The 19573-nt window shown below is 64.4% G+C and carries 16 protein-coding genes; 8 read left to right on the forward strand and 8 right to left on the reverse strand.

Translation table 11 applies throughout. The features are described from left to right. Positions 1-18: 18 nt before the first annotated feature. Positions 19-525 carry a peptide deformylase gene (locus tag ACH82I_RS01995; RefSeq protein WP_413335176.1) on the reverse strand — a complete coding sequence of 169 codons (507 nt, stop codon included), beginning with the start codon at positions 523-525 and terminating at the stop codon, positions 19-21. Then, on the reverse strand, positions 518-3919 hold the full coding sequence (locus ACH82I_RS02000; protein ID WP_413335178.1) for a pyruvate carboxylase: 3402 nt from the start codon (positions 3917-3919) through the stop codon (positions 518-520). Before ACH82I_RS02000 ends, ACH82I_RS01995 begins: the two co-directional genes overlap by 8 nt. Positions 3920-4092: 173 nt before the next feature. On the opposite strand from ACH82I_RS02000, the gene ACH82I_RS02005 reads away from it, so the two are divergent. Continuing rightward, positions 4093-4917, forward strand: a complete 825-nt coding sequence (locus tag ACH82I_RS02005) for a ParA family protein (protein WP_230743979.1) — start codon at positions 4093-4095, stop codon at positions 4915-4917. Positions 4918-5148: 231 nt separating this feature from the next. Here ACH82I_RS02005 and ACH82I_RS02010 read toward each other — a convergent pair whose 3' ends face one another. Together ACH82I_RS02010 and ACH82I_RS02015 are read right to left on the reverse strand one after the other, a co-directional pair. Beyond that, on the reverse strand, positions 5149-5730 hold the full coding sequence (locus ACH82I_RS02010; RefSeq protein WP_284934637.1) for a MerR family transcriptional regulator: 582 nt from the start codon (positions 5728-5730) through the stop codon (positions 5149-5151). A gap of 234 nt (positions 5731-5964) precedes the next feature. Continuing rightward, positions 5965-6789, reverse strand: coding sequence for a lysophospholipid acyltransferase family protein (locus tag ACH82I_RS02015; RefSeq protein ID WP_413335180.1), 825 nt, complete (start codon positions 6787-6789; stop codon positions 5965-5967). An 86-nt stretch (positions 6790-6875) separates the two neighbouring features. Here ACH82I_RS02015 and ACH82I_RS02020 point away from each other — a divergent pair, with 86 nt between their 5' ends. The 3 genes from ACH82I_RS02020 to ACH82I_RS02030 are packed head-to-tail and all read left to right on the forward strand — an operon-like array spanning position 6876 to position 9937. Then, positions 6876-7676 carry an alpha/beta hydrolase gene (locus ACH82I_RS02020; RefSeq protein ID WP_413335182.1) on the forward strand — a complete coding sequence of 267 codons (801 nt, stop codon included), beginning with the start codon at positions 6876-6878 and terminating at the stop codon, positions 7674-7676. A gap of 15 nt (positions 7677-7691) precedes the next feature. Further along, on the forward strand, positions 7692-8126 hold the full coding sequence (locus tag ACH82I_RS02025) for a hypothetical protein (RefSeq protein WP_230743976.1): 435 nt from the start codon (positions 7692-7694) through the stop codon (positions 8124-8126). 35 nt (positions 8127-8161) lie between these two features. Further along, complete coding sequence (locus tag ACH82I_RS02030) at positions 8162-9937, forward strand: DEDD exonuclease domain-containing protein (RefSeq protein ID WP_413335185.1); 1776 nt, start codon at positions 8162-8164, stop codon at positions 9935-9937. On the opposite strand, the gene trpD is transcribed toward ACH82I_RS02030, so the two are convergent. Beyond that, a complete protein-coding gene (gene trpD, locus ACH82I_RS02035; RefSeq protein ID WP_230743974.1) occupies positions 9905-11026 on the reverse strand; it encodes an anthranilate phosphoribosyltransferase in 1122 nt (373 codons plus the stop codon). The genes ACH82I_RS02030 and trpD overlap by 33 nt on opposite strands. 284 nt (positions 11027-11310) lie before the next feature. Between trpD and ACH82I_RS02040 the strand changes: the two genes are divergently transcribed. From ACH82I_RS02040 to ACH82I_RS02055, 4 genes are all read left to right on the forward strand, one after another. Then, entirely contained in the window at positions 11311-11880 is a 570-nt protein-coding gene (locus ACH82I_RS02040; protein ID WP_230744385.1) for a heme-copper oxidase subunit III, read from the forward strand. Between the two features lie 89 nt (positions 11881-11969). Beyond that, the gene (locus ACH82I_RS02045) at positions 11970-12722 is read left to right on the forward strand and encodes a cytochrome c (protein WP_269067124.1); all 753 of its coding nucleotides are present in this window, start codon (positions 11970-11972) and stop codon (positions 12720-12722) included. Positions 12723-12771: 49 nt separating this feature from the next. Then, positions 12772-13815 carry a ubiquinol-cytochrome c reductase iron-sulfur subunit gene (locus ACH82I_RS02050; RefSeq protein ID WP_230743972.1) on the forward strand — a complete coding sequence of 348 codons (1044 nt, stop codon included), beginning with the start codon at positions 12772-12774 and terminating at the stop codon, positions 13813-13815. Further along, positions 13812-15437, forward strand: coding sequence for a cytochrome b (locus ACH82I_RS02055; protein ID WP_230743971.1), 1626 nt, complete (start codon positions 13812-13814; stop codon positions 15435-15437). The genes ACH82I_RS02050 and ACH82I_RS02055 overlap by 4 nt, the downstream gene beginning before the upstream one ends. Before the next feature lie 1093 nt (positions 15438-16530). Here the strand turns inward: ACH82I_RS02055 and ACH82I_RS02060 are convergent. Genes ACH82I_RS02060 through coxB form a run of 3 tightly spaced genes read right to left on the reverse strand, consistent with a single transcriptional unit; the run spans position 16531 to position 19495 of the window. Next, entirely contained in the window at positions 16531-16932 is a 402-nt protein-coding gene (locus ACH82I_RS02060) for a cytochrome c oxidase subunit 4 (RefSeq protein ID WP_230743970.1), read from the reverse strand. Further along, positions 16929-18626, reverse strand: a complete 1698-nt coding sequence (gene ctaD, locus ACH82I_RS02065; RefSeq protein WP_230743969.1) for a cytochrome c oxidase subunit I — start codon at positions 18624-18626, stop codon at positions 16929-16931. The genes ACH82I_RS02060 and ctaD overlap by 4 nt, the downstream gene beginning before the upstream one ends. Next, positions 18623-19495: a cytochrome c oxidase subunit II gene (gene coxB / locus ACH82I_RS02070; protein WP_413335188.1), complete on the reverse strand. Its 873-nt coding sequence runs from the start codon at positions 19493-19495 to the stop codon at positions 18623-18625. The genes ctaD and coxB overlap by 4 nt, the downstream gene beginning before the upstream one ends. Positions 19496-19573: the final 78 nt, after the last annotated feature.

Consider the following 19573-nt stretch of genomic DNA (forward strand, 5'->3'; position numbering starts at 1 on the left):
GGGTCACGTACTTCTCGGTCACAGCGCTCTGGCCAGGAACCAGTCGGCGGAGCGGATGGCCTTCATGGCCTCCCGCCGCCGTTCCTTGGGCAGGGTCTGGACGTAGACCTGCCCGTCGAGGTGCGCGACTTCGTGCTGAATCATCTGCGCGAACACCTCGGTGCCTTCGATCTCCACGGGACTGCCCTCGGCATCGACTCCGCGCACACGTGCGAATTCGTAGCGCGGGGTGGCGAAGAACAGGCCGGGCACCGACAGACAGCCCTCCTCGATGTCGCGCAGTTCGCCTCTGAGCTCGACGATCTCGGGGTTGATGACGTACCCCGTGCGTCCGTCGAGATCGTAGCCGAATGCCCGCAGGGCGACTCCGATCTGGGGCGCAGCGACCGCGGCCCTGCCCTCCGGCAGCGAGGAGTCGACGAGGTCGGCCGCGAGGACGACCACACTCTCATCGAAGACCGTTACCGGGGCGCAGGGGCTGCGGAGAACGGGATCGCCCCAGAGCCGGATCTCGCGTTCAGCCATCGATGACCACCACGAGGTCGCCGCCCTCGAGCTGCTGGACGTCGGCGATCGCCACGCGGGTCACGGTGCCCGCGGTCTGCGTCGTGATCGTCGCCTCCATCTTCATCGCTTCGATGGTCGCGATGGTGCCGCCGGCCTCGACCGTGTCGCCTTCCTTGACCTGCAGGGTGACGACACCGGCGAACGGGCTGGCGACGTGCTTGGGATTGCCGGCATCGGCCTTCTCAGCGGCCTTGATGTCGGTCTCGACCGCCCGATCACGGACCTGCAGCGGACGCAGCTGGCCGTTGAGGGTGAACATCACCGAACGCATGCCGCGCTCGTCGGTGTCGCTGATGGCCTGAACTCCGATGAGCAGATCCTTGCCCTTCGACAGCTCCACCGCATGCTCTTCGCCCGCGGTCAGCCCGTAGAGGTACTCGGAGGTCTCGACGACCGAGAGATCGCCGTAGTTCGCCCGCATCTGCTCGAATTCCTTCGTCGGTCCGGGGAACAGCAGGGAGTTGAGCTTGACCTGACGATCCCGGCCCGGCTCCTCGAGCGCGGCGGCGTCCGCCGGTTCGAGGTCTTCGACGAGAGGCTTGCGACTGCGGCCGGCCAGAGCTTTCGTGCGGAACGGCTCGGGCCATCCGCCCGGAGGATCTCCGAGGTCACCGCTGAGGAACCCGATGACCGAATCAGGGATGTCGAACTTGTCCGGGTTCTCCGCGAACTCCTCCGGCGAGACCCCGGCGCCGACGAGGTGGAGGGCGAGATCGCCGACAACCTTCGAGGACGGGGTGACCTTGACCAGGTGGCCGAGGATCGAATCCGCCGCGGCGTACATGTGCTCGATCTCTTCGAACCGCTCCCCCAGGCCCAATGCCACGGCCTGCTGACGGAGGTTCGAGAGCTGGCCGCCGGGGATCTCGTGACGGTAGACGCGACCTGTCGGTCCGGGCAGTCCCGATTCGAACGGTGCGTAGACCTTGCGCACGGCCTCCCAGTAGGGCTCGAGGTCGCTGACGGCATCGAGGCTGATGTGGGTGTCCCGCTCGGTGTTCTCGAACGCCGCGATGAGCGCCGAGAGGCTCGGCTGGCTGGTGGTCCCGGCCATAGCCGCCGAGGCGGCGTCGACGGCATCGGCACCGGCGGCTGCCGCTGCGCACAAGGTGGCCAGCTGGCCGCCGGCGGTGTCGTGGGTGTGGACGTGGACGGGCAGATCGAAGTTCTTCCGCAGCGCACTCACGAGCGTCTCGGCAGCGGCCGGACGCAGCAGGCCGGCCATATCCTTGATCGCCAGGACGTGGGCTCCGGCCTCGACGATCTGCTCGGCGAGCCTGAGGTAGTAGTCGAGGGTGTAGAGCTCTTCCCTCGGGTCGAGGATGTCCGAGGTGTAGCACAGGGCCACCTCGGCGACGGTCGTGTTCGTCGCCCGCACGGCCTCGATGGCCGGCCGCATCTGCTCGACGTCGTTGAGGGCGTCGAAGATGCGGAAGATGTCGATGCCGGTCTTTGCGGCTTCATCGACGAAGGCGTCGGTGACCTGTGTCGGGTACGGAGTGTAGCCGACGGTGTTGCGGCCCCGCAGAAGCATCTGCAGTCCGATGTTGGGCACAGCGGAGCGCAAGGCGGCGAGGCGTTCCCAGGGGTCCTCGCCGAGGAAGCGCAGGGCCACATCATAGGTGGCGCCTCCCCAGGCCTCGATGCTCAGCAGCTCCGGGGTCATGTGGGAGACGTGCCCGGCCACGGCCAGGAGGTCGCGGGTGCGCACACGCGTGGCCAGCAGCGACTGGTGGGCGTCGCGGAAGGTGGTGTCGGTGACGGCCAGGGCGGTCTGCTCACGCAGCGACTTCGCAAAGCCCTCGGGACCGAGCTCGAGGAGTCGATTGCGGCTGCCGGGGGCAGGTTCGGCGCCGAGGTCGATCTCCGGCAGCTTCTCGCCGGGACGGATCCTGACGGTGGGTTCGCCGTTGGGCCGGTTGACGGTGACATCGGCGAGGAAGTCGAGGATCTTCGACCCGCGGTCGGCGCTGACCCGTGCATCGAGGAGCTGCGGTCGCTCCTCGATGAATGAGGTGGCCAGGTCACCGGCGATGAAGGATTCGTCTTCGAGCACGGCCTGCAGGAAGCCGATGTTCGACGAGACACCGCGGATGCGGAACTCCGCGAGAGCGCGACGTGCCCGGGAGACCGCCTGCGGGAAGTCACGGCCGCGGCACGAGAGCTTGACGAGCATGGAGTCGAAGTGGGCGCTGACCGCCGCACCTGCATGGACGGTGCCGCCGTCGAGTCGCACACCGGCGCCGCCGGCCGACCGGTAGGCGGTGATGGTGCCCGTGTCGGGGCGGAAGGAATTCGCCGGGTCCTCGGTGGTGATGCGACACTGGAGAGCCGCTCCCCTGATCCGCATGTCCTCCTGCCGCAGCCCGATCTCATCGAGTGTGGCGCCGGCGGCGATGCGCATCTGGGAGGCCACGAGGTCGACGTCCGTGATCTCTTCGGTCACGGTGTGCTCGACCTGGATGCGCGGATTCATCTCGATGAACACGTGCTTGCCGGCCCGGGGACCGTCGGTCTCGAGCAGGAATTCGACGGTGCCAGCGTTCTGATAGCCGAGGGCCTTGGCGAACTTAAGGGCATCGGCGTGCAGTGCCGTGGCGATCTCGGGGTCGAGGTTGGGTGCCGGCGCGATCTCGACGACCTTCTGGTGGCGGCGCTGCACGGAGCAGTCGCGTTCGAAGAGGTGGATGGCGTTCGAGTCATTGTCGGCCAGCACCTGGACTTCGATGTGGCGCGGACGCTGCACGGCCTGTTCGATGAACACCGTCGGATCACCGAATGCACCTTCGGCCTCACGCATCGCAGCCTTGAGGGACTCCTCGAGTTTGGCGGGTTCTGCGACCCGGCGCATGCCGCGACCGCCGCCGCCGGCGACGGCCTTGACGAACAGCGGGTACTCCATCGATTCGGCATCGGCGAGCAGCTGGGCGATATCGGCCGAGGGGCGGGTGGAATCGAGCACCGGGATGCCGGCGTTGCGGGCTGCGGACAGTGCCTGGACCTTGTTGCCTGCGAGTTCGAGCACATCGGCCTTCGGGCCGATGAAGGTGATTCCCGCCTCGGCGCAGGCACGGGCCAGATCGGGGTTCTCGGAGAGGAAGCCGTAGCCGGGATAGATGGCGTCGGCTCCGCTTTCCTTGGCGACGCGCAGGATCTCCTCGACGCTGAGATAGGCGCGGACCGGGTGGCCCTCTTCGCCGATCATATAGGCCTCATCGGCCTTCATCCGGTGTTCTGAGTTCCGGTCCTCATAGGGGAACACAGCGACGGTCGAGGCGCCGAGTTCGTACGCCGCGCGGAAGGCGCGGACGGCGATCTCGCCGCGGTTTGCCACAAGAACTTTAGAGAACATCTGTGTCTCTCACTTCTGTATCGGCCGCCGGTTGGCGACTGGTCGACGGGCTGTCGAGAAATACTCTACTCAGTGACCTGAGCCACGCTGAGACAGGGGGTCCCATTTTCGACTCGGGCCGCCTCGGCGTGGTCGTGACCGCCCGGTCGGTTCCGATACGTTACCGTAGGAGGGTGCTTGTCCTAAGTATCAGCAGCCTCAAAGGCGGAGTCGGTAAGACATCCGTGACGCTCGGTCTCGCTTCGGCGGCCTACAACCGGGGTATACCGACCCTGGTCGTCGATATGGATCCCCAGGCGGATTCGTCGACGGGCCTCGATGTCCCGACCTCGACGCGGGTCGATATCGCCGATGTCCTGGCTGCCCCGAAGTCCCAGAAGATCCTCTCCGAGGCGATCATCCCCTCCGGGTGGGTCGGCGAGAAGCTCGGTCATCTCGACGTGATCTCCGGGTCTCCCCGGGCCGCCGAGTTCGATCGTCCGTCTCTGTCGGAGCGCTACCTGCGCCGACTCGACGATGCGCTGAGCCGGATTGCGAAGGGCTACCGCCTCGTCCTCATCGACTGCCCGCCCAGTCTCAACGGTCTCACTCGCACCGCTTGGACCGCGAGCAGCCGCGTGGCGGTCGTGACCGAGCCCAGCCTGTTCTCTGTGGCCGCTGCCGATCGTGCGCTGCGTGCCGCCGACGAGCTGCGTCAGCGGGGGACCTCGGACATCCAGCCGCTGGGACTCGTCGTCAACCGCGTTCGCGCCGGATCGACCGAGCACGACTACAGGATCTCCGAGATGCGTGAGATGTTCGGTCCTCTGGTGCTCAATCCGCCGCTGGCCGAACGCGCCGTCATGCAGCAGGCACAGGGTTCGGCCCGACCGATCCATTCGTGGCCGGGCAAGCCCGCCGAGGAGGTCGCCTCCTCCTTCGATTCGCTGCTCGAACGTGCGCTGCGCTCGGAGAACATCCGCGGGCGCAAGCAGAGCGGCTCTTCATCTGAGAACTGACCTCAGCGGCGTCGCCCTGACGTCGTCTGGGGGAATGTTGTCCTCCCCCGCAGTGCCTCCGAGGTGTCTCGACCTGCCGCGCCGCCGGAAATGAGCATTGAGCAGGGGCCCGAACAGAGCAGACGACTGAATTGAGAGCAGACATGCGTGTGGCCCGTCCATCATGGACGGGCCACACGCATGTTCCCCTGAGTCAGTGAGGTGGACCGGGAGCGGTCCGAGCTGTCGAAGTCAGCCGAGCTTCTGTGCGCGGCGCTGCGCGAGTTCGTCCATGGCCAGCACCGCATCATCGTCTTCGGGAATCCGTTCGCTGGGCAGTTCGGAGAGACTGCCCTCGACCTCGTTCCAGACACGGCCGACGGCGATGCCGAAGACGCCCTGTCCACCCTGCAGGAGGTCGACGACCTCATCGGGTGAGGTGCATTCGAAGACGCTGGCTCCGTCGGACATGAGCGTGATCTGCGAGAGGTCCTGGACACCGCGCGAACGCAGGTGATCGACGGCGGTGCGGATCGACTGCAGTCCCACACCGGTGTCGAGGAGGCGCTTGACGATCTTGAGGACGAGGATGTCACGGAAGCTGTAGAGGCGCTGGCTGCCGGAGCCGGTGGCGTTGCGGATCGAAGGAGTCACCAGGTCGGTGCGTGCCCAGTAGTCGAGCCGACGATAGCTGATGCCGACGACCTTGCACACGGTCGGACCGCGGTAGCCGGCCTCTTCGTCGAGGACGGGCAGATCATCGTCGAAGAGCAACCCTTGGGCCGCCGACGGTATCGGCGTCGACTCGACGCTTTCATGACTTGAGCGGTTCACACCGACTCCTCCTTAAAGTCCCTGGGGGAAGCGAGGTCGCTTGGAAGGACAGAGAACATAAACATTCTAGCCCTCTTCCCAGCGAACCTACAGTGGGATTCAACAACTCCAAGCTATTCTCCCCGGCCCTTCAGGACAAACACCCCAAGGTAACGATTTCTGCGTGTCGCCGTTATCGCAGTATTCGAACACGCGATCCGCCGTCGATTCGCCGGCTGAGCGTGCTCGGATCGCTCAGTTCCCCGGCCTGTCGCCGGTGGCATCGCGGGGCTCATCGGAGGCCGTATCGGAGCTCTTCTCTGCCCCCTGGGCGTCCCCGGTCGGCGGGTTCTGCCCGTCCTCGGCATCTGCGGACTTGGTGGCCTTCTTCGGCTTGGCGCTGGTGAGCAGCTTGGTCTTGACCGTCGAGGCGTAGGCGTCGACGTATTCCTGTCCCGACAGACGCATGATCTCGTACATGATCTCATCGGTGATCGAACGCAGCAGGAAGCGGTCGACCGGGAGCCCTTCGTATTTGGAGAAGTCCATGGAGGAGCCGAAGACCACTCCGACACGGCGCAGCTTCGGGATCAGGCGCCCGGCGGGCTGGAGTTTGTCGGTGCCGATGATGGCCACCGGGATGACCGGGGCTCCGGACTCGAGGACGAGACGGGCGATGCCGGTCCGACCCCGGTAGAGCTTGCCGTCCGGTGAGCGGGTGCCTTCGGGGTAGATGCCCAGCGAATTTCCCTCACCGAGCACCTTGAGCCCGGATTCGAGAGAAGCCTGAGAGCCCGAACCTCCGCCGCGATCCATCGGCAGCTGATTATTGAGCTTGAAGAACCAGCGAGTCACCGCGCCTTTGATTCCGCGTCCGGTGAAGTAGTCCTTCTTGGCCAGGTAGACGACGGGACGGGGAGCGAGCAGGGGAACGAAGATCGAATCCATGAAGTGGTTGTGGTTTCCGGCGATGATCGCTGGACCATCGCTCGGCAGGTTGTCCAGGCCCCTGACCCAGGGACGGAAGAGTATCCGCAGAATGGGTCCGGCGAGGACTCGCTTGAGAAACCAGTAGAACACGAGCACCCTTCCATGTCACGACGCTTTGTCGTCCTCGGACATCATATATCGACACGCGCGTCGCACTTCCATGCCATGCTGTTGCCATGGAGATCGACTTCACACCACAGCATCCGGTGCCCACGGCACCCTACCGCCACATCGTCGATGAGTCATCCGACGCGGTGCTGTTCCTCCACGGAATCACGGGTTCACCGGCCGCCTGGTTCCCGATCGCCCGGTCCCTCGCCGAGCAGGGCCACAGCGTCAGCGTCCCCCTGCTGCCCGGTCACGGCACGCAGTGGCGCGACCTCAACGCGACCACCTGGTCGGATTGGCTCGGCGCGGCGCTGACCGAACTCGGCAGGTTGGAGGCAGACCATGATCGGGTCATCGTCGCCGGGCTGTCGATGGGCGGGGCTCTGGCCCTGGGCCTGGGAGCGACATCTGCTCCTCCGCAGGAGATCGTCCTCGTCAATCCGGCGCTGCATCTCGACAGTCCCCTGACTCCCGTTCTGCCCGTACTCAAGCACTTCGTCTCCTCGATCCCTGCCATCGGCGGCGACATCGCCCACCCGGGACGGGACGAATTCGCCTACGAACGGACGCCGATCGCGGCCATCGCCTCGTTCGCCTCGGCGCTGGAGGGCCTGCGGGAGGAACTGTGGAAGATCGAGGTCCCGGTCACCGTCTTCGCCTCCGGACAGGACAACGTCGTCGGTCCCCGCTCGCTGCGCACCCTCCGGTCCGGCCTCCCCCGGCGACCGCAGATTGTGGCGATGCGCCGCTCGCGCCACGTGGCGACCCTGGATCACGATGCACCGGCGATCGCCGAGGCGGTCGCTGCGGCAGCCGCATCCCCGCGGTCGGGATCGGTGCTCGACGGTGGAGGCCGGGGAATAGAGTGACGGCGAGGATTGCTGATGAGTGACATGGAGGACGAGGAGAACGAGGACTGGCGCAACCAGATTCCCGATTCCGAACGGATCGGGGAGGACCCTGCGCGCATCAGCGACAGTCAGTGGGAAGACCTCGTCCAGCAGATCGCCGAACCCGCCGCGCCGATGGCCGACATCCCCGTCGAAGAGGTCAGGGACGCCCTGGAGGAATCCGAGGGGTGGGAGCCCGGTCCGGCCGAACCGATCGGCTGGCGCACCGCTTCGCCGACTCTCGTGCTCTCACTGCTGGCCACCCTCGGCGCAGTCGTGCTCCTGCTCATCGGCGTCATCTTCTTCCGACCGCTGCCCGGCTGGTATCTGCTCGTGGGAATCGCCGTGGGACTCGGAGGTGCGATCGGACTCTTCTTCCACCTGCCCACGACTCGATCGGTCGACGGAGACGATGGCGCCTCGGTCTGAGGGCCGTGTCAGAGGCAGGTGAGAGACTGACCTCCATGTCCTTGCCATTCGACCGAGCCCCGGGCCCATTCGAGAGCACCCAGCTGTCGTTCGACAGCCTCGGCACACCACTTCATGAGGTCACCTTCGTCATCGTCGACCTCGAGACCACCGGCACCACAGCGGGGAAGTCGGAGATCACGGAGATCGGCGCGGTGAAGACGCGCGGCGGTGAGGTGATCGGCGAATTCCAGTCGCTGGTCAAACCCGAGGAGTCGGTGATCTCACCGTTCGTGTCCCGCCTCACTGGGATCACCCACGCGATGGTCGATGATGCTCCCTCGATCCGCTCGGTGCTGCCGAGCTTCCTCGAATTCTCCATCGGCGCGGTCCTCGTCGCCCACAACGCGCCCTTCGACATCGGGTTCCTGCGCTCGGCCTGCGAGAAGCTCGACTACCACTGGCCATCTCCGACCGTTCTCGACACCGTCACCCTGGCCAGGCGGGTGGTCGGACGCGATGAGGTCCGCAATCACAAGCTGGGCACACTGACGGCCCATTTCGGCACCAGTGTGACGCCGGACCACCGGGCGCTCTCGGATGCACGCGCCACCGGCGAGCTGCTCCATCACCTGTTCGAGCGGTTCGGCGGATACGGGATCACCACTCTCGAGGAGCTCTCGACGGTGCGGCAGGCCGGCTGGGCCAAACGTCAGGCGAAATCGCACCTGGCCAAGGGCGTGCCGGCCGAACCGGGCGTCTATATGTTCCTCGACGGCACCCGCCGCGTGCTCTACATCGGGAAGTCCGGCAACATGGCCCGGCGGGTCAGGGGCTACTTCAATGCCTCGGAGAACCGCGGTCGGATGGCGGAGATGATCACCGCGGCCCAGGAGGTCTCCTGCCTGCCGTGCGCCCATTCCCTCGAGGCGGAAGTGCGCGAGCTCCGCCTCATCGGCGAACTGGCCCCACCGTACAATCGGCGCTCGAAGAACCCAGACCGCAACTCCTGGATCGTGCTCAGCGACGAGGAGTATCCGCGACTGTCGGTGGTCCGCTCCGCCTCGGCGATCGAGCGCTCCCCCGCACCCGCCCTCGGCCCGTTCCGATCACGGAAGTCCGCTCAGGCGGTCAAGGAGACCCTCGACACCCTGTACCCGGTGAAACGCTGCACGGCGAAGGTCACCGCGGCCAACGTGGCCGATCATCGTCCCTGCGTCAGCTCCCAGGTCGGTCAGTGCGGCGGACCGTGCGCCGGGATCACGGACCCCGCCCGGTACCGGTCCGAGATCGCCGAGCTCTTCGACGCCTTGGCCGGTGACTTCTCTTCCCTGCGCCGGCTGAGCGGTCAGAGGATGGCGAAGCTGGCCGCGGAGGCGCGCTACGAGACCGCCGCCGAGGTGCGCGATTCGCTGCGCTCGGCCCTGTCCACCGCGGCCCGCGCGGAGACGGTGTCGGCGCTGCGTGCGGTGCCCGAGATCCTCGCCTCGGCGCCGGCGACGGAGGGCGGAGAGGATCTCGCGGTGATCCGGCACGGCAAACTCGCCGCGGCCTCGCACGTCCCGGGAGGCGCAGACCTCGACGCGGCCTTCGATTCGCTGTGCGCGACCGCCGAATGGGTGCCGCGGCCGGACCGCAGTCTGCCGGCCGAAACCGACTCATTGGCCGAGGAGACCCGGCTGCTCGCGAGCTGGCTGCAGGATGCGAGCATGGCATGGCCGAGTCGGTCAGCCGAGGCTTTCCCCGCGGACTTCACCTGGTCCTTGCCGGTGGACGGCGCGAACCACCATGCGCAGGTCTCAGGTGCGATTCGTCTCGGCGACCCGGTGTGAGACCTCGACGAGCTGATCGAGCTTCCGTGCCCCGGCGCCGGAGTCGGCCGTCTCGGTGGCGACGCTGATCTTCGCCGACATCCGCTCGGTGAAGCTTCCGACCGCCGACTCATCGGCGGCGACCAGCGCCGCGGCGGCGTTGATGAGGACGATGTCGCGGACCGCTGAATGCTCGCCGTCGAGGACCGCACGGGTGATCGCGGCGTTGTCCTGCGGTCCGCCGCCGCGCAGGTCGTTCTTCGTCACGCGTTCGAAGCCGAGATCGAGGGCGTCGAAGGTGGTGTGCTCGACCTCTCCGTGCCGAACCTCCCAGACATCGTTGACATCGGTGTTGCTCAGCTCGTCGAGTCCGTCACGGGACCGGAAGACGACTGCCTGGTGTCCGCGTTTGGCCAGTGTGCCGACTACCAGCGGGGCCATCTGCGCATCGGCGACGCCGATCGCGGTGTGCCTGGCCCGGGCCGGGTTCGTCAGCGGTCCGAGGATGTTGAAGGCAGTCGGCACGCTGATCTGACGGCGCACGGCCGAAACGAACTGCATCGACGGGTGGAAGACGTTGGCGAAGCAGAAGGCCAGTCCCACCTCCTGGGCGATGAGTCCGGTCTGCTCCGGCGTGATGTCGAAGCGGACGCCGAGGGCCTCGAGCACGTCGGCCGAACCCGAGGCCGAGGAGGTCGCGCGGTTGCCGTGTTTGACGACGCGCTGTCCCGTCGCGGAGATGATCATCGCCGCCGTCGACGAGATATTCGCCGTCTTCGCACGGTCGCCGCCGGTGCCCACGATGTCGACGGAGTCTTCGAGCCCGGGAAGCGGCACCGCATGGTCCATCATCGCCGAGACGAGGCCGGCGATCTCGGCGACCGTCTCCCCCTTCGTGTGATGGGCGGCGAGAAATGCGGCCATTGTCACATCCGGTGTCTGACCCGACATGATCTGGTCCATCGCCCAGGCCGCCTGGCTCTCTTCGAGGTCCTTCTGATGCATCAGCGACATCAGCAGATCGGGCCAGCTGAGACTCTCGGCAGCGGCGTTTCTGACGGGCTGTGCTGTCGAAGAATCCGGGGCTGTCGGGCGCGAAGAATGGGTCATCAGAATGAACTCTCGATAGGGTGTGCCACCACCTCTTACGGCGAGGTGGGCCTTACCTGCGGCATCCTATCCTGTCCTCGACACGCGGGGGCGCGACGGTTCCGATTCGAGATTTCGGCACCAAATCGGGGTTTTCGCTACATCGTGTAGAAATTTCTGCCGCCAAACCTGGGTAAAAGATGAAAACTCACCCCGAGACGAGTAATAATGGGGTTGTGTCAACTGCCACTGCATCTCAAACAGCGCCAGCGCATCCGGTTGTCAATCGTCCGAATGTGACCACGGTGGGCTTCATCGTGTTCCTCGCGAGCGACCTGATGTTCTTTGCCGCGCTCTTCGCCATGTACTTCACCATCAGATCGGTCGTTCCGGGTCTGTGGGAGACCAAGACAGAGATCTTGGACATTCCCTATGCGCTCGGAAACACGATCATCCTGGTGTCGTCCTCATTCACCTGCCAGCTGGGTGTCTTCGCCGCTGAACGGTTCCGTCCGCGGCGCACCGGCTCGCTCCTGAACGTCACCAAGTGGGGAATGGTCGAGTGGTTCTACCTGACCTTCCTCCTCGGCGCGGTCTTCGTGTCCGGTCAGGTGATGGAGTACGCGACCCTCGTCAGCGAGGGAGTCGCCATCAACTCCGACGGCTACGGTTCCGTCTTCTACCTGACCACCGGCTTCCACGGCATCCACGTGACCATCGGACTCATCTGCTTCCTGCTCGTGATCGGTCGAGCCTATGGAGCGAAGAAGTTCGGCCATCATGAGGCCACATTCGCGATCTGCGTGTCCTACTACTGGCACTTCGTCGACGTCGTCTGGATCGGTCTCTTCGGCGTCATCTACCTGCTGCAGTAGACGGCCGAGATGCACGGCCACCAGGACTCACAAAACTTCAAGCAAAGGACGATCAAGTGAAGCTTCTAGCAGATCGCCGCAGGCACCCCATGGCACTGGTAGTGCTGCTGCTGGTGGGCCTGCTGCTGACCGGCGGAGCCTACGCACTCTTCACCCAGACTTCGAGCGCCAAGGCCGACACAGCCAGCTCGTCTGACATCGAAGAGGGCAAGAAGCTGTTCGCGGCCAACTGCGCCACCTGCCACGGCCTCAATGCCGAAGGCTCGAAGGCCGGCCCCGGACTCATCGGCGTCGGAGCCGCAGCTGTGGACTTCCAGGTCGGCACCGGCCGCATGCCGCTGCAGGCGAACGGTCCGCAGGCCCGGGTCAAGGAACCGCAGTTCGACGATGAGCAGACCGCACAGCTGGCCGCCTACGTCGCTTCGCTCGGACCCGGACCCTCGATCCCCGAAGAGGAATACCTCGACGCTTCGAAGGGCGACCCTGCCGCAGGTGGCGGTCTCTTCCGCACGAACTGCGCCATGTGCCACAACGTGGTCGGCGCCGGTGGCGCTCTGACCCGTGGCAAGTATGCACCTAACCTGTCTGAGGTCTCGGAGAAGCACCTCTACGAAGCGATGCAGACGGGACCGCAGAACATGCCGATCTTCAACGATGCGAACCTGACCCCGGACGACAAGCGCGATGTCATCGCCTACGTCCGCGAGGTCTCGGAGAACCCCTCCCCCGGCGGATTCAAGCTCGGATCCCTGGGACCAGTGGCTGAGGGTCTCTTCATCTGGTTCTTCGGACTCGCGGCAGTCATCGGAATGACAGTGTGGCTGTCATCCAGGTCGAAGTGAGTCCGGCCGTGTCGTTCACCATCCATCACGAGAATAGACGGGGAATTCAATGACCTCGAAAGAGCACTCCGGCGGCGGCAGCCAGCTCGAGGAGTTGAACGGGTTCACCAACCCTGGGCTGCCGGAACACAAGCCGCGTCTGGCTGACGCCGATCCGCGTGCCGCCAAGGTGGCCGAGCGCCAGGTTGCCCTGTGGTTCGTCCTGTCGATGGTCGGAACCATCTGGTTCATCGTCTCCTACTTCCTGTTCACCCCCGGCGAGACGATGCAGAGCATCCGCATCCACAACATGTCCGTGGGTCTCGGTGCCACCGTCGCGATGTTCTCCATCGGCGTGGGCGCGATCCTGTGGGCCAAGAACTTGATGAGCGATCATGAGGGCATCGACGAACGCCACGACATCGCCGGCAGCGAAGAGGACCAGGCCATCGCGCTCGAGATCCTCCACCAGGCCAAAGAAGAGTCGGGAATCGCCCGTCGTCCGCTCCTGCGCAACACGCTCATTGCGGCCCTGGCGATCGCACCTCTTCCCGCGATCCTCGTCTTCCGCGACCTCGGCCCCCTGCCGGGCGACAAGCCGTTCCACACTCTGTGGGAGAAGGGCACCCGTCTGGTGCGGGATCCCGGCGGCATCCCGTCTCCCGATTCCGAGCGACCGATCAAGGCCGAAGAGGTCACGATCGGCTCGGCCTACCACGTCCTGCCCTCGGGCATCGGCGACGAAGAGAAGAGCGAACATCCGCTCAACGAGAAGGCCAAGGCCGCTGTCCTGCTCATGCGGATCAACCCCAATGAGCTCAAGGAAGACCCGGACCGCGCCAGCTGGTCGCACGACGGCATCGTCGCGTACTCGAAGATCTGCACGCATGTGGGCTGCCCCGTGGCACTCTACGAGCACCAGACGCATCACCTGCTGTGCCCGTGCCACCAGTCGACCTTCGACGTGACCGAACACTGCAAGGTCATCTTCGGCCCGGCCAAGCGCCCCCTCCCGCAGCTGCCCATCAGCGTGGACAGCGAGGGCTACCTGGTGGCGCAGTCGGACTTCCCTGAGCCCGTCGGACCTACCTTCTGGGAGATCAACCACCCATGAGTACAACACAGCCCACAACAGCCATCGGGAAGGCAGCGCACTTCACCGAGACCCGCGTCGGGGCATCCGTGCTGGTTCGGGAATTCGGCCGCAAAATCTTCCCGTCCCACTGGTCCTTCATGCTCGGTGAGGTCGCTCTCTACAGCTTCGTCATCGTCATCCTCTCCGGTACGTTCCTGACGTTCTTCTTCCACCCCGCAATGGGCGAGCTCCATTACGAGGGTCCATGGGCTCCTCTGCGCGGTGTGGAGATCTCCGAGGCATACAACTCCACGCTCGCGATCTCGTTCGAGATCAGGGGCGGTCTGTTCATCAGGCAGATGCACCACTGGGGTGCGCTCCTGTTCGTGGCCGCTCTGAGCATCCACATGCTGCGCGTGTTCTTCACCGGTGCCTTCCGTCGGCCGCGTGAGCTCAACTGGGTCGTCGGAGTGCTGCTCGTCATCATGGGCATGGCTGCCGGCTTCACCGGCTACTCGCTGCCCGATGATCTGCTCTCCGGCAACGGCCTGCGCATCATCGACGGCATCATCAAGTCGCTGCCGTTGGTCGGAACCTATATCTCGTACTTCCTCTTCGGCGGCGAGTTCCCCGGCATCGACATCGTCTCGCGGCTCTACACGCTGCACATCATGATCGTCCCGGCACTGCTCATCGCGCTGATCGGAATCCACCTCGTCTTCGTCGTCGTGCACAAGCACACCCAGTACCCGGGTGCAGGCAACACCGAGAAGAACGTCGTGGGCGAACCGGTCCTGCCGACATTCGCCGCGAAGGGCGGAGGGTTCTTCTTCCTCATCTTCGGTCTCATCTCACTGATCTCGGCACTGTTCACGATCAACCCGATCTGGAACTACGGTCCCTACGACCCATCCCCGGTGTCCGCAGGTACCCAGCCTGACTGGTACATCGGCTGGGCCGATGGATTCCTGCGCATCGTGCCGGGCTGGCTCGAGTTCTACATCGCCGGGTGGCCGATCTCGCTGAACATCAACAGTGCCGTCCTCGTCATGGGCGGAGTCTTCGGTGCGATGTTCATCTACCCGTTCTTCGAGTCCTGGCTGCTCAAGGACAAGCGCGAACACCACATCCTGGATCGTCCCCGCAACAACCCCACGCGCACCGCCATCGGTGTGGCAGGCATCATCTTCTACTGCAATATGTGGGCTGCGGCTTCCGGTGACATCATCGCCGTGTTCTTCCAGATGTCGTTGAACGACATGATCTACATCTTCCGGATACTCTTCTTCGTCGGTCCGGTGATCGGGTACATCATCACCAAGCGCATGTGCATCGCACTGCAGCGCAAGGATCGCGAGATCGCTCTGCACGGTCGGGAGACGGCGAACATCATCCGTCTTCCCCACGGTGAGTTCCTCGAGCGTCACGAGGCACTGCCACCGCACAAGCTGTGGAAGCTCACCGCATTCGAATCGCCGAGCTACATCCCGGCGGAGCCGAATGCCGAAGGTAAGATCACCGGTCTCGAGAAGTTCCGTGCACGTCTGTCGAGGTTCTTCTTCGAAGATCGCGTCGCTCCGGTGACCAAGCAGGAGCTTGAGGCATCGCATCACGATCATGACTCGGTCGAGGGTGACGATCACAAGCAGATCGGTCACTGATCGAGTAGGGGCGGATAGCCACCAGGCCGAGGGGTCCAGCAGTCAGCTGCTGGGCCCCTCGGCCATTCATGGTTCGTCGCGGTCGCCTGCAGCCTGCACTCCCCCGGTCTGCTCTGCATTCCCCCGACGGGCTGCTCTGCACTGACCGGCGTGTTGTGGACGCCGCCGATGTGTTTTGCGCGATCTCGATATTTCTTGCGCGTCCTCGGTCTCTCCCTCTTTGGTCGCGAACATGGTCTCGGTGCTGCGTTCGTTTCCCAGCACGGCCGCCTCGGCGAAACCACGCACCCACAGCGTCGTTCGCAGACTATTCCTTTCGGCATAGACCGAACGAATTCGCCTCAGAGGACCTCACGACGCGACGACATTCCCCGTCTCCCGCAGAACGCCAGCGCCCTGCCCCTGAGCCCGTTGTGCAGGCGGTACAAACGCGTCGCAACACATCCGGGTCTCCCGTCGCAGGCACAGCGGCCGGGAGGTCACCGATGACAGCGATGTCTTCGCCGTCCGCAGCCTGCTCTCCCGCGGCCCTTGGTCACGGGCCCGTCGTTGCATATGGGCCCGAGCACGCCTCAAGGCTGCTGGTGCGTTGCGCTCCGGTGGACGTACACTCACACTCCCACAGGCGTGGAGCGGGTGCCCAGCTCTTCAATGGGTCTCACTGCACTCCAAACAGGTCTCATGGTCCTTCAAGCGAGTGCTGGGCCCTTCGACGGGCTTGTACCGGTCACGAGTGCCGCTGGAGTCTCAACGGTGACTGGAAGCGGCCCGTACACGGCCAACACTGGAAGCTTCGCGACTGGTGCCCCAGCGACAACGGCCGGTCAGAACCGGTGGGGCGCCTTCAGTGAGCGCCACAGCGCCGCAACAGACGTCACAGAGCTCGGGGCAGCGCCTCTGCCGGTCCCACGGAGTGCAGGAGCCTCTGGGGCCGAATCTCGACCGCCGGGGCAGACCCTGAGGCGCGGAACTGTGCACGACTGAATCGGCACTGACCGCGCGCACCTGCAGACAGCACAAAGCGGCCCGGACGCAATCGAGTCCGGGCCGCCTGTGAGCCGTTCAGTGCGCCATGCTGCTGCGCACCGTGAGATCAGTGCGCGTGATCGCCGCGATCATGTTCGTAGGAGATTCCGACGAGTGCCACAAGACCGAGCACAGCACCGAAGGGGAAGATCCACCAGCCCATGGCGATTCCGTAGAACGAAACCGCTGCGGCACCGGCGCAGACGATGGGCCACCAGCTCCACGGGCTGAAGAAGCCGTAGTCGGCATCCGCATCCGAGATCTCCGCATCCTCGCTGTCCTGGGGCTGACGACCGACGCGTCGGTCGGTCAGCCACAGGTAGACACCGATCATCAGTGCCATCACGCCGACGAGGAGAAGAGCGGGGAATCCGACGAGCTCGGTGAAGTCGGTGAAGAAGCCGTAGACCACACCTACTGCCATGAAGAAGATTCCACAGAGGTTGAAGACGTAGATCGAGGATTTCACTTGGCGCTACCTCCGGTCAGCTGAGGTTCGGGCTGGCTGTGACCTGCGTACTCCAGCAGTTCGGGGTGGTTGACATCGAATGCCGGACGCTCCGAACGGATACGGGGCAGCGAAGTGAAGTTGTGACGCGGGGGCGGGCAGGAGGTCGCCCACTCGAGGGATCCGCCGTAGCCCCAGGGGTCGTCGACGGTGACCTTCGGTGCATTGCGCGCCGTGATCCACACGTTCCAGAAGAACGGCACCATGGACAGACCCAGGATGAGGGCACCGACGGTCGACACCTGGTTCATCCAGGTGAAGCCATCCTGCGGCAGGTAGTCGGCATAGCGACGAGGCATACCGTCGACTCCGAGCCAGTGCTGGACGAGGAAGGTGCCGTGGAAGCCGATGAACAGCATCCAGAAGTGGATCTGTCCGAGCTTCTCGTTGAGCATCCGACCGGTCCACTTGGGCCACCAGAAGTAGAATCCGCCGAACATCGCGAACACCACGGTGCCGAAGACCACGTAGTGGAAGTGAGCCACGACGAAATAGGAGTCGGAGACCGACTGGTCCAACGCCGGGCTGGCCAGGATGACACCGGTGAGTCCGCCGAAGAGGAAGGTCACGAGGAATCCGATCGCCCACACCATCGGTGTTTCGAAGGTGATGGATCCTCGCCACATCGTGCCGATCCAGTTGAAGAACTTCACACCGGTCGGAATCGCGATGAGCATCGTCATGAAGGCGAAGAACGGCAATGCGACCACACCCGTGACGTACATATGGTGGGCCCACACCGTCACGGACAGGGCGGCGATGGAGATGGTCGCGAAGACGAGCTCCTTGTAGCCGAACACCGGCTTGCGGCTGAAGACCGGGATGATCTCGGTGATGATTCCGAAGAAGGGCAAGGCGATCACATAGACCTCGGGGTGCCCGAAGAACCAGAACAGGTGCTGCCAGAGAACTGGCCCCCCGTTGCCGGGACTGAACACATGGGATCCCAAGACGCGGTCAGCTCCCAGGACGAGCAGAGCGGCAGCCAGCGGCTGGAAGGCCATGAGCACGAGGATGCCGGTGATGAGGACGTTCCAGCTGAAGATCGGCATACGGAACATCGTCATACCCGGTGCACGCATCGTGATGATGGTGGTGATGAAGTTGACCGAGCCGAGGATCGTACCGAAGCCCTGCAGGCCGAGGCCGAGGACCCACAGGTTTCCGCCGGCACCGGGAGTGAACGTCGTATTGCTCAATGGCGCATAGGCGGTCCAACCGAATGATGCCGCACCCTGCGGGGTGAGGAAGCCGGAGATCGCAACGATGCTGCCGAACAGGTAGAGCCAGAAGGCGAAAGCGTTGAGTCGCGGGAAAGCCACGTCCGGTGCGCCGATCTGCAACGGCATGATGACGTTGGCGAATCCGGCGAACAGCGGCGTCGCGAACATCAGTAGCATGAGTGTGCCGTGCATGGTGAACAGCTGGTTGTACTGTTCCTTGGTCTCGATGATCTGCATACCGGGCTCGAAGAGCTCGAGACGGATGACCAAGGCCATCACACCGCCGACGCAGAAAAAGAAGAACGAGCCGATGAGGTACATGTACCCGATCGTCTTGTGGTCGGTCGACGTGATCCAGTCGACGATGATCTTGCCCTTGCTCCGCGGAACAACGGGCGCGTCAAGAACCGCCTGATTCGTTGTTGCGGTCATTGTTCAGCACCTTCTTTCGGGTACCAGTTGCGATCGAACTCGGGTCCGAGCTGGCCGGTGTTGCCATCATCGGCGAGTGATTTGGTGTATTCGGCGAATTCGTCCTTCGAAACGACCTTCACGTTGAAGAGCATCTCCGAGTGGTACTCACCGCACAGCTCGGCGCACTTGCCGACGTAGTCGCCTTCCTTCTCCGCACGGAGATGGAGGCTCTGATCGTGGCCGGGGATCATATCGCGCTTCTCGAGGAAGGCGGGTACCCAGAAGGAGTGGATGACGTCGCGTGAATGAAGTCTGATCTCGAGGTCGGTGTCGACCGGAAGGTAGAGGGTCGGAGCGGTCTCGCCCGGCCCTTCGGTCCCGTCGAGGTGGGCCTGCGTGCCGGCGAAGTACACGTTCTCGGTCTCGTAGTTGAAGTCCCAAGCCCACTGCTTGGCTGCGACCTCGATGACCTGCTCTCCGGGCGTGGTGTCATCGGTGGTCTTCTCCATGACCTGCACGCTCTGGAAGAAGAAGCCGAGGACCAGAACCACCGGAGTCACGGTGAACAGGATCTCGATCGGCATGCTGTAGCGCATCTGCACGGGCAGACCGCGATCGTTCTTGCGTCGGCGGTAGGCGACCATTGCCCACAGGATGAGGCCCCACACGATCAAACCGACGATCATCAGGGCGATCCAGCCGCCGTTCCACAGGGCGGTGTACGCCTCAGTGTGGTTGGTGGCACCCTTCGATTCGACGGGGAAGAATCCTGTGGCGATCTGCTCTTTCGTGCAACCCGATAGCAACGCCGGTATCAACACGGCGCTGAGAATGCCGAGCCGCTTCGCCCAGGACCGCTGCGGTCCTGACTGATTCGGAGAATCCACGTGCAGCCTTTCACAACCTTCTTCGCCTCCGGACAGGCCGGAAGACGAGTTCTTACTCTGTCATCCCCAAGACTACCG

This window comes from Brevibacterium sp. GP-SGM9 (assembly GCF_047300845.1).
Taxonomy (GTDB): Bacteria; Actinomycetota; Actinomycetes; order Actinomycetales; family Brevibacteriaceae; genus Brevibacterium.

What these genes read in the sequence shown, in the direction of transcription:
- ACH82I_RS02045 (WP_269067124.1), top strand. Translation starts at nt 11,970, where the DNA reads ATGGCACTGGTAGTGCTGCTGCTGGTGGGCCTGCTGCTGACCGGCGGA.
- ACH82I_RS02030 (WP_413335185.1), top strand. Translation starts at nt 8,162, where the DNA reads ATGTCCTTGCCATTCGACCGAGCCCCGGGCCCATTCGAGAGCACCCAG.
- trpD (WP_230743974.1), bottom strand. Translation starts at nt 11,026, where the DNA reads ATGACCCATTCTTCGCGCCCGACAGCCCCGGATTCTTCGACAGCACAG.
- ACH82I_RS02055 (WP_230743971.1), top strand. Translation starts at nt 13,812, where the DNA reads ATGAGTACAACACAGCCCACAACAGCCATCGGGAAGGCAGCGCACTTC.
- ACH82I_RS02020 (WP_413335182.1), top strand. Translation starts at nt 6,876, where the DNA reads ATGGAGATCGACTTCACACCACAGCATCCGGTGCCCACGGCACCCTAC.
- ACH82I_RS02000 (WP_413335178.1), bottom strand. Translation starts at nt 3,919, where the DNA reads ATGTTCTCTAAAGTTCTTGTGGCAAACCGCGGCGAGATCGCCGTCCGC.
- ACH82I_RS02025 (WP_230743976.1), top strand. Translation starts at nt 7,692, where the DNA reads ATGAGTGACATGGAGGACGAGGAGAACGAGGACTGGCGCAACCAGATT.
- ctaD (WP_230743969.1), bottom strand. Translation starts at nt 18,626, where the DNA reads ATGACCGCAACAACGAATCAGGCGGTTCTTGACGCGCCCGTTGTTCCG.
- ACH82I_RS01995 (WP_413335176.1), bottom strand. Translation starts at nt 525, where the DNA reads ATGGCTGAACGCGAGATCCGGCTCTGGGGCGATCCCGTTCTCCGCAGC.
- ACH82I_RS02050 (WP_230743972.1), top strand. Translation starts at nt 12,772, where the DNA reads ATGACCTCGAAAGAGCACTCCGGCGGCGGCAGCCAGCTCGAGGAGTTG.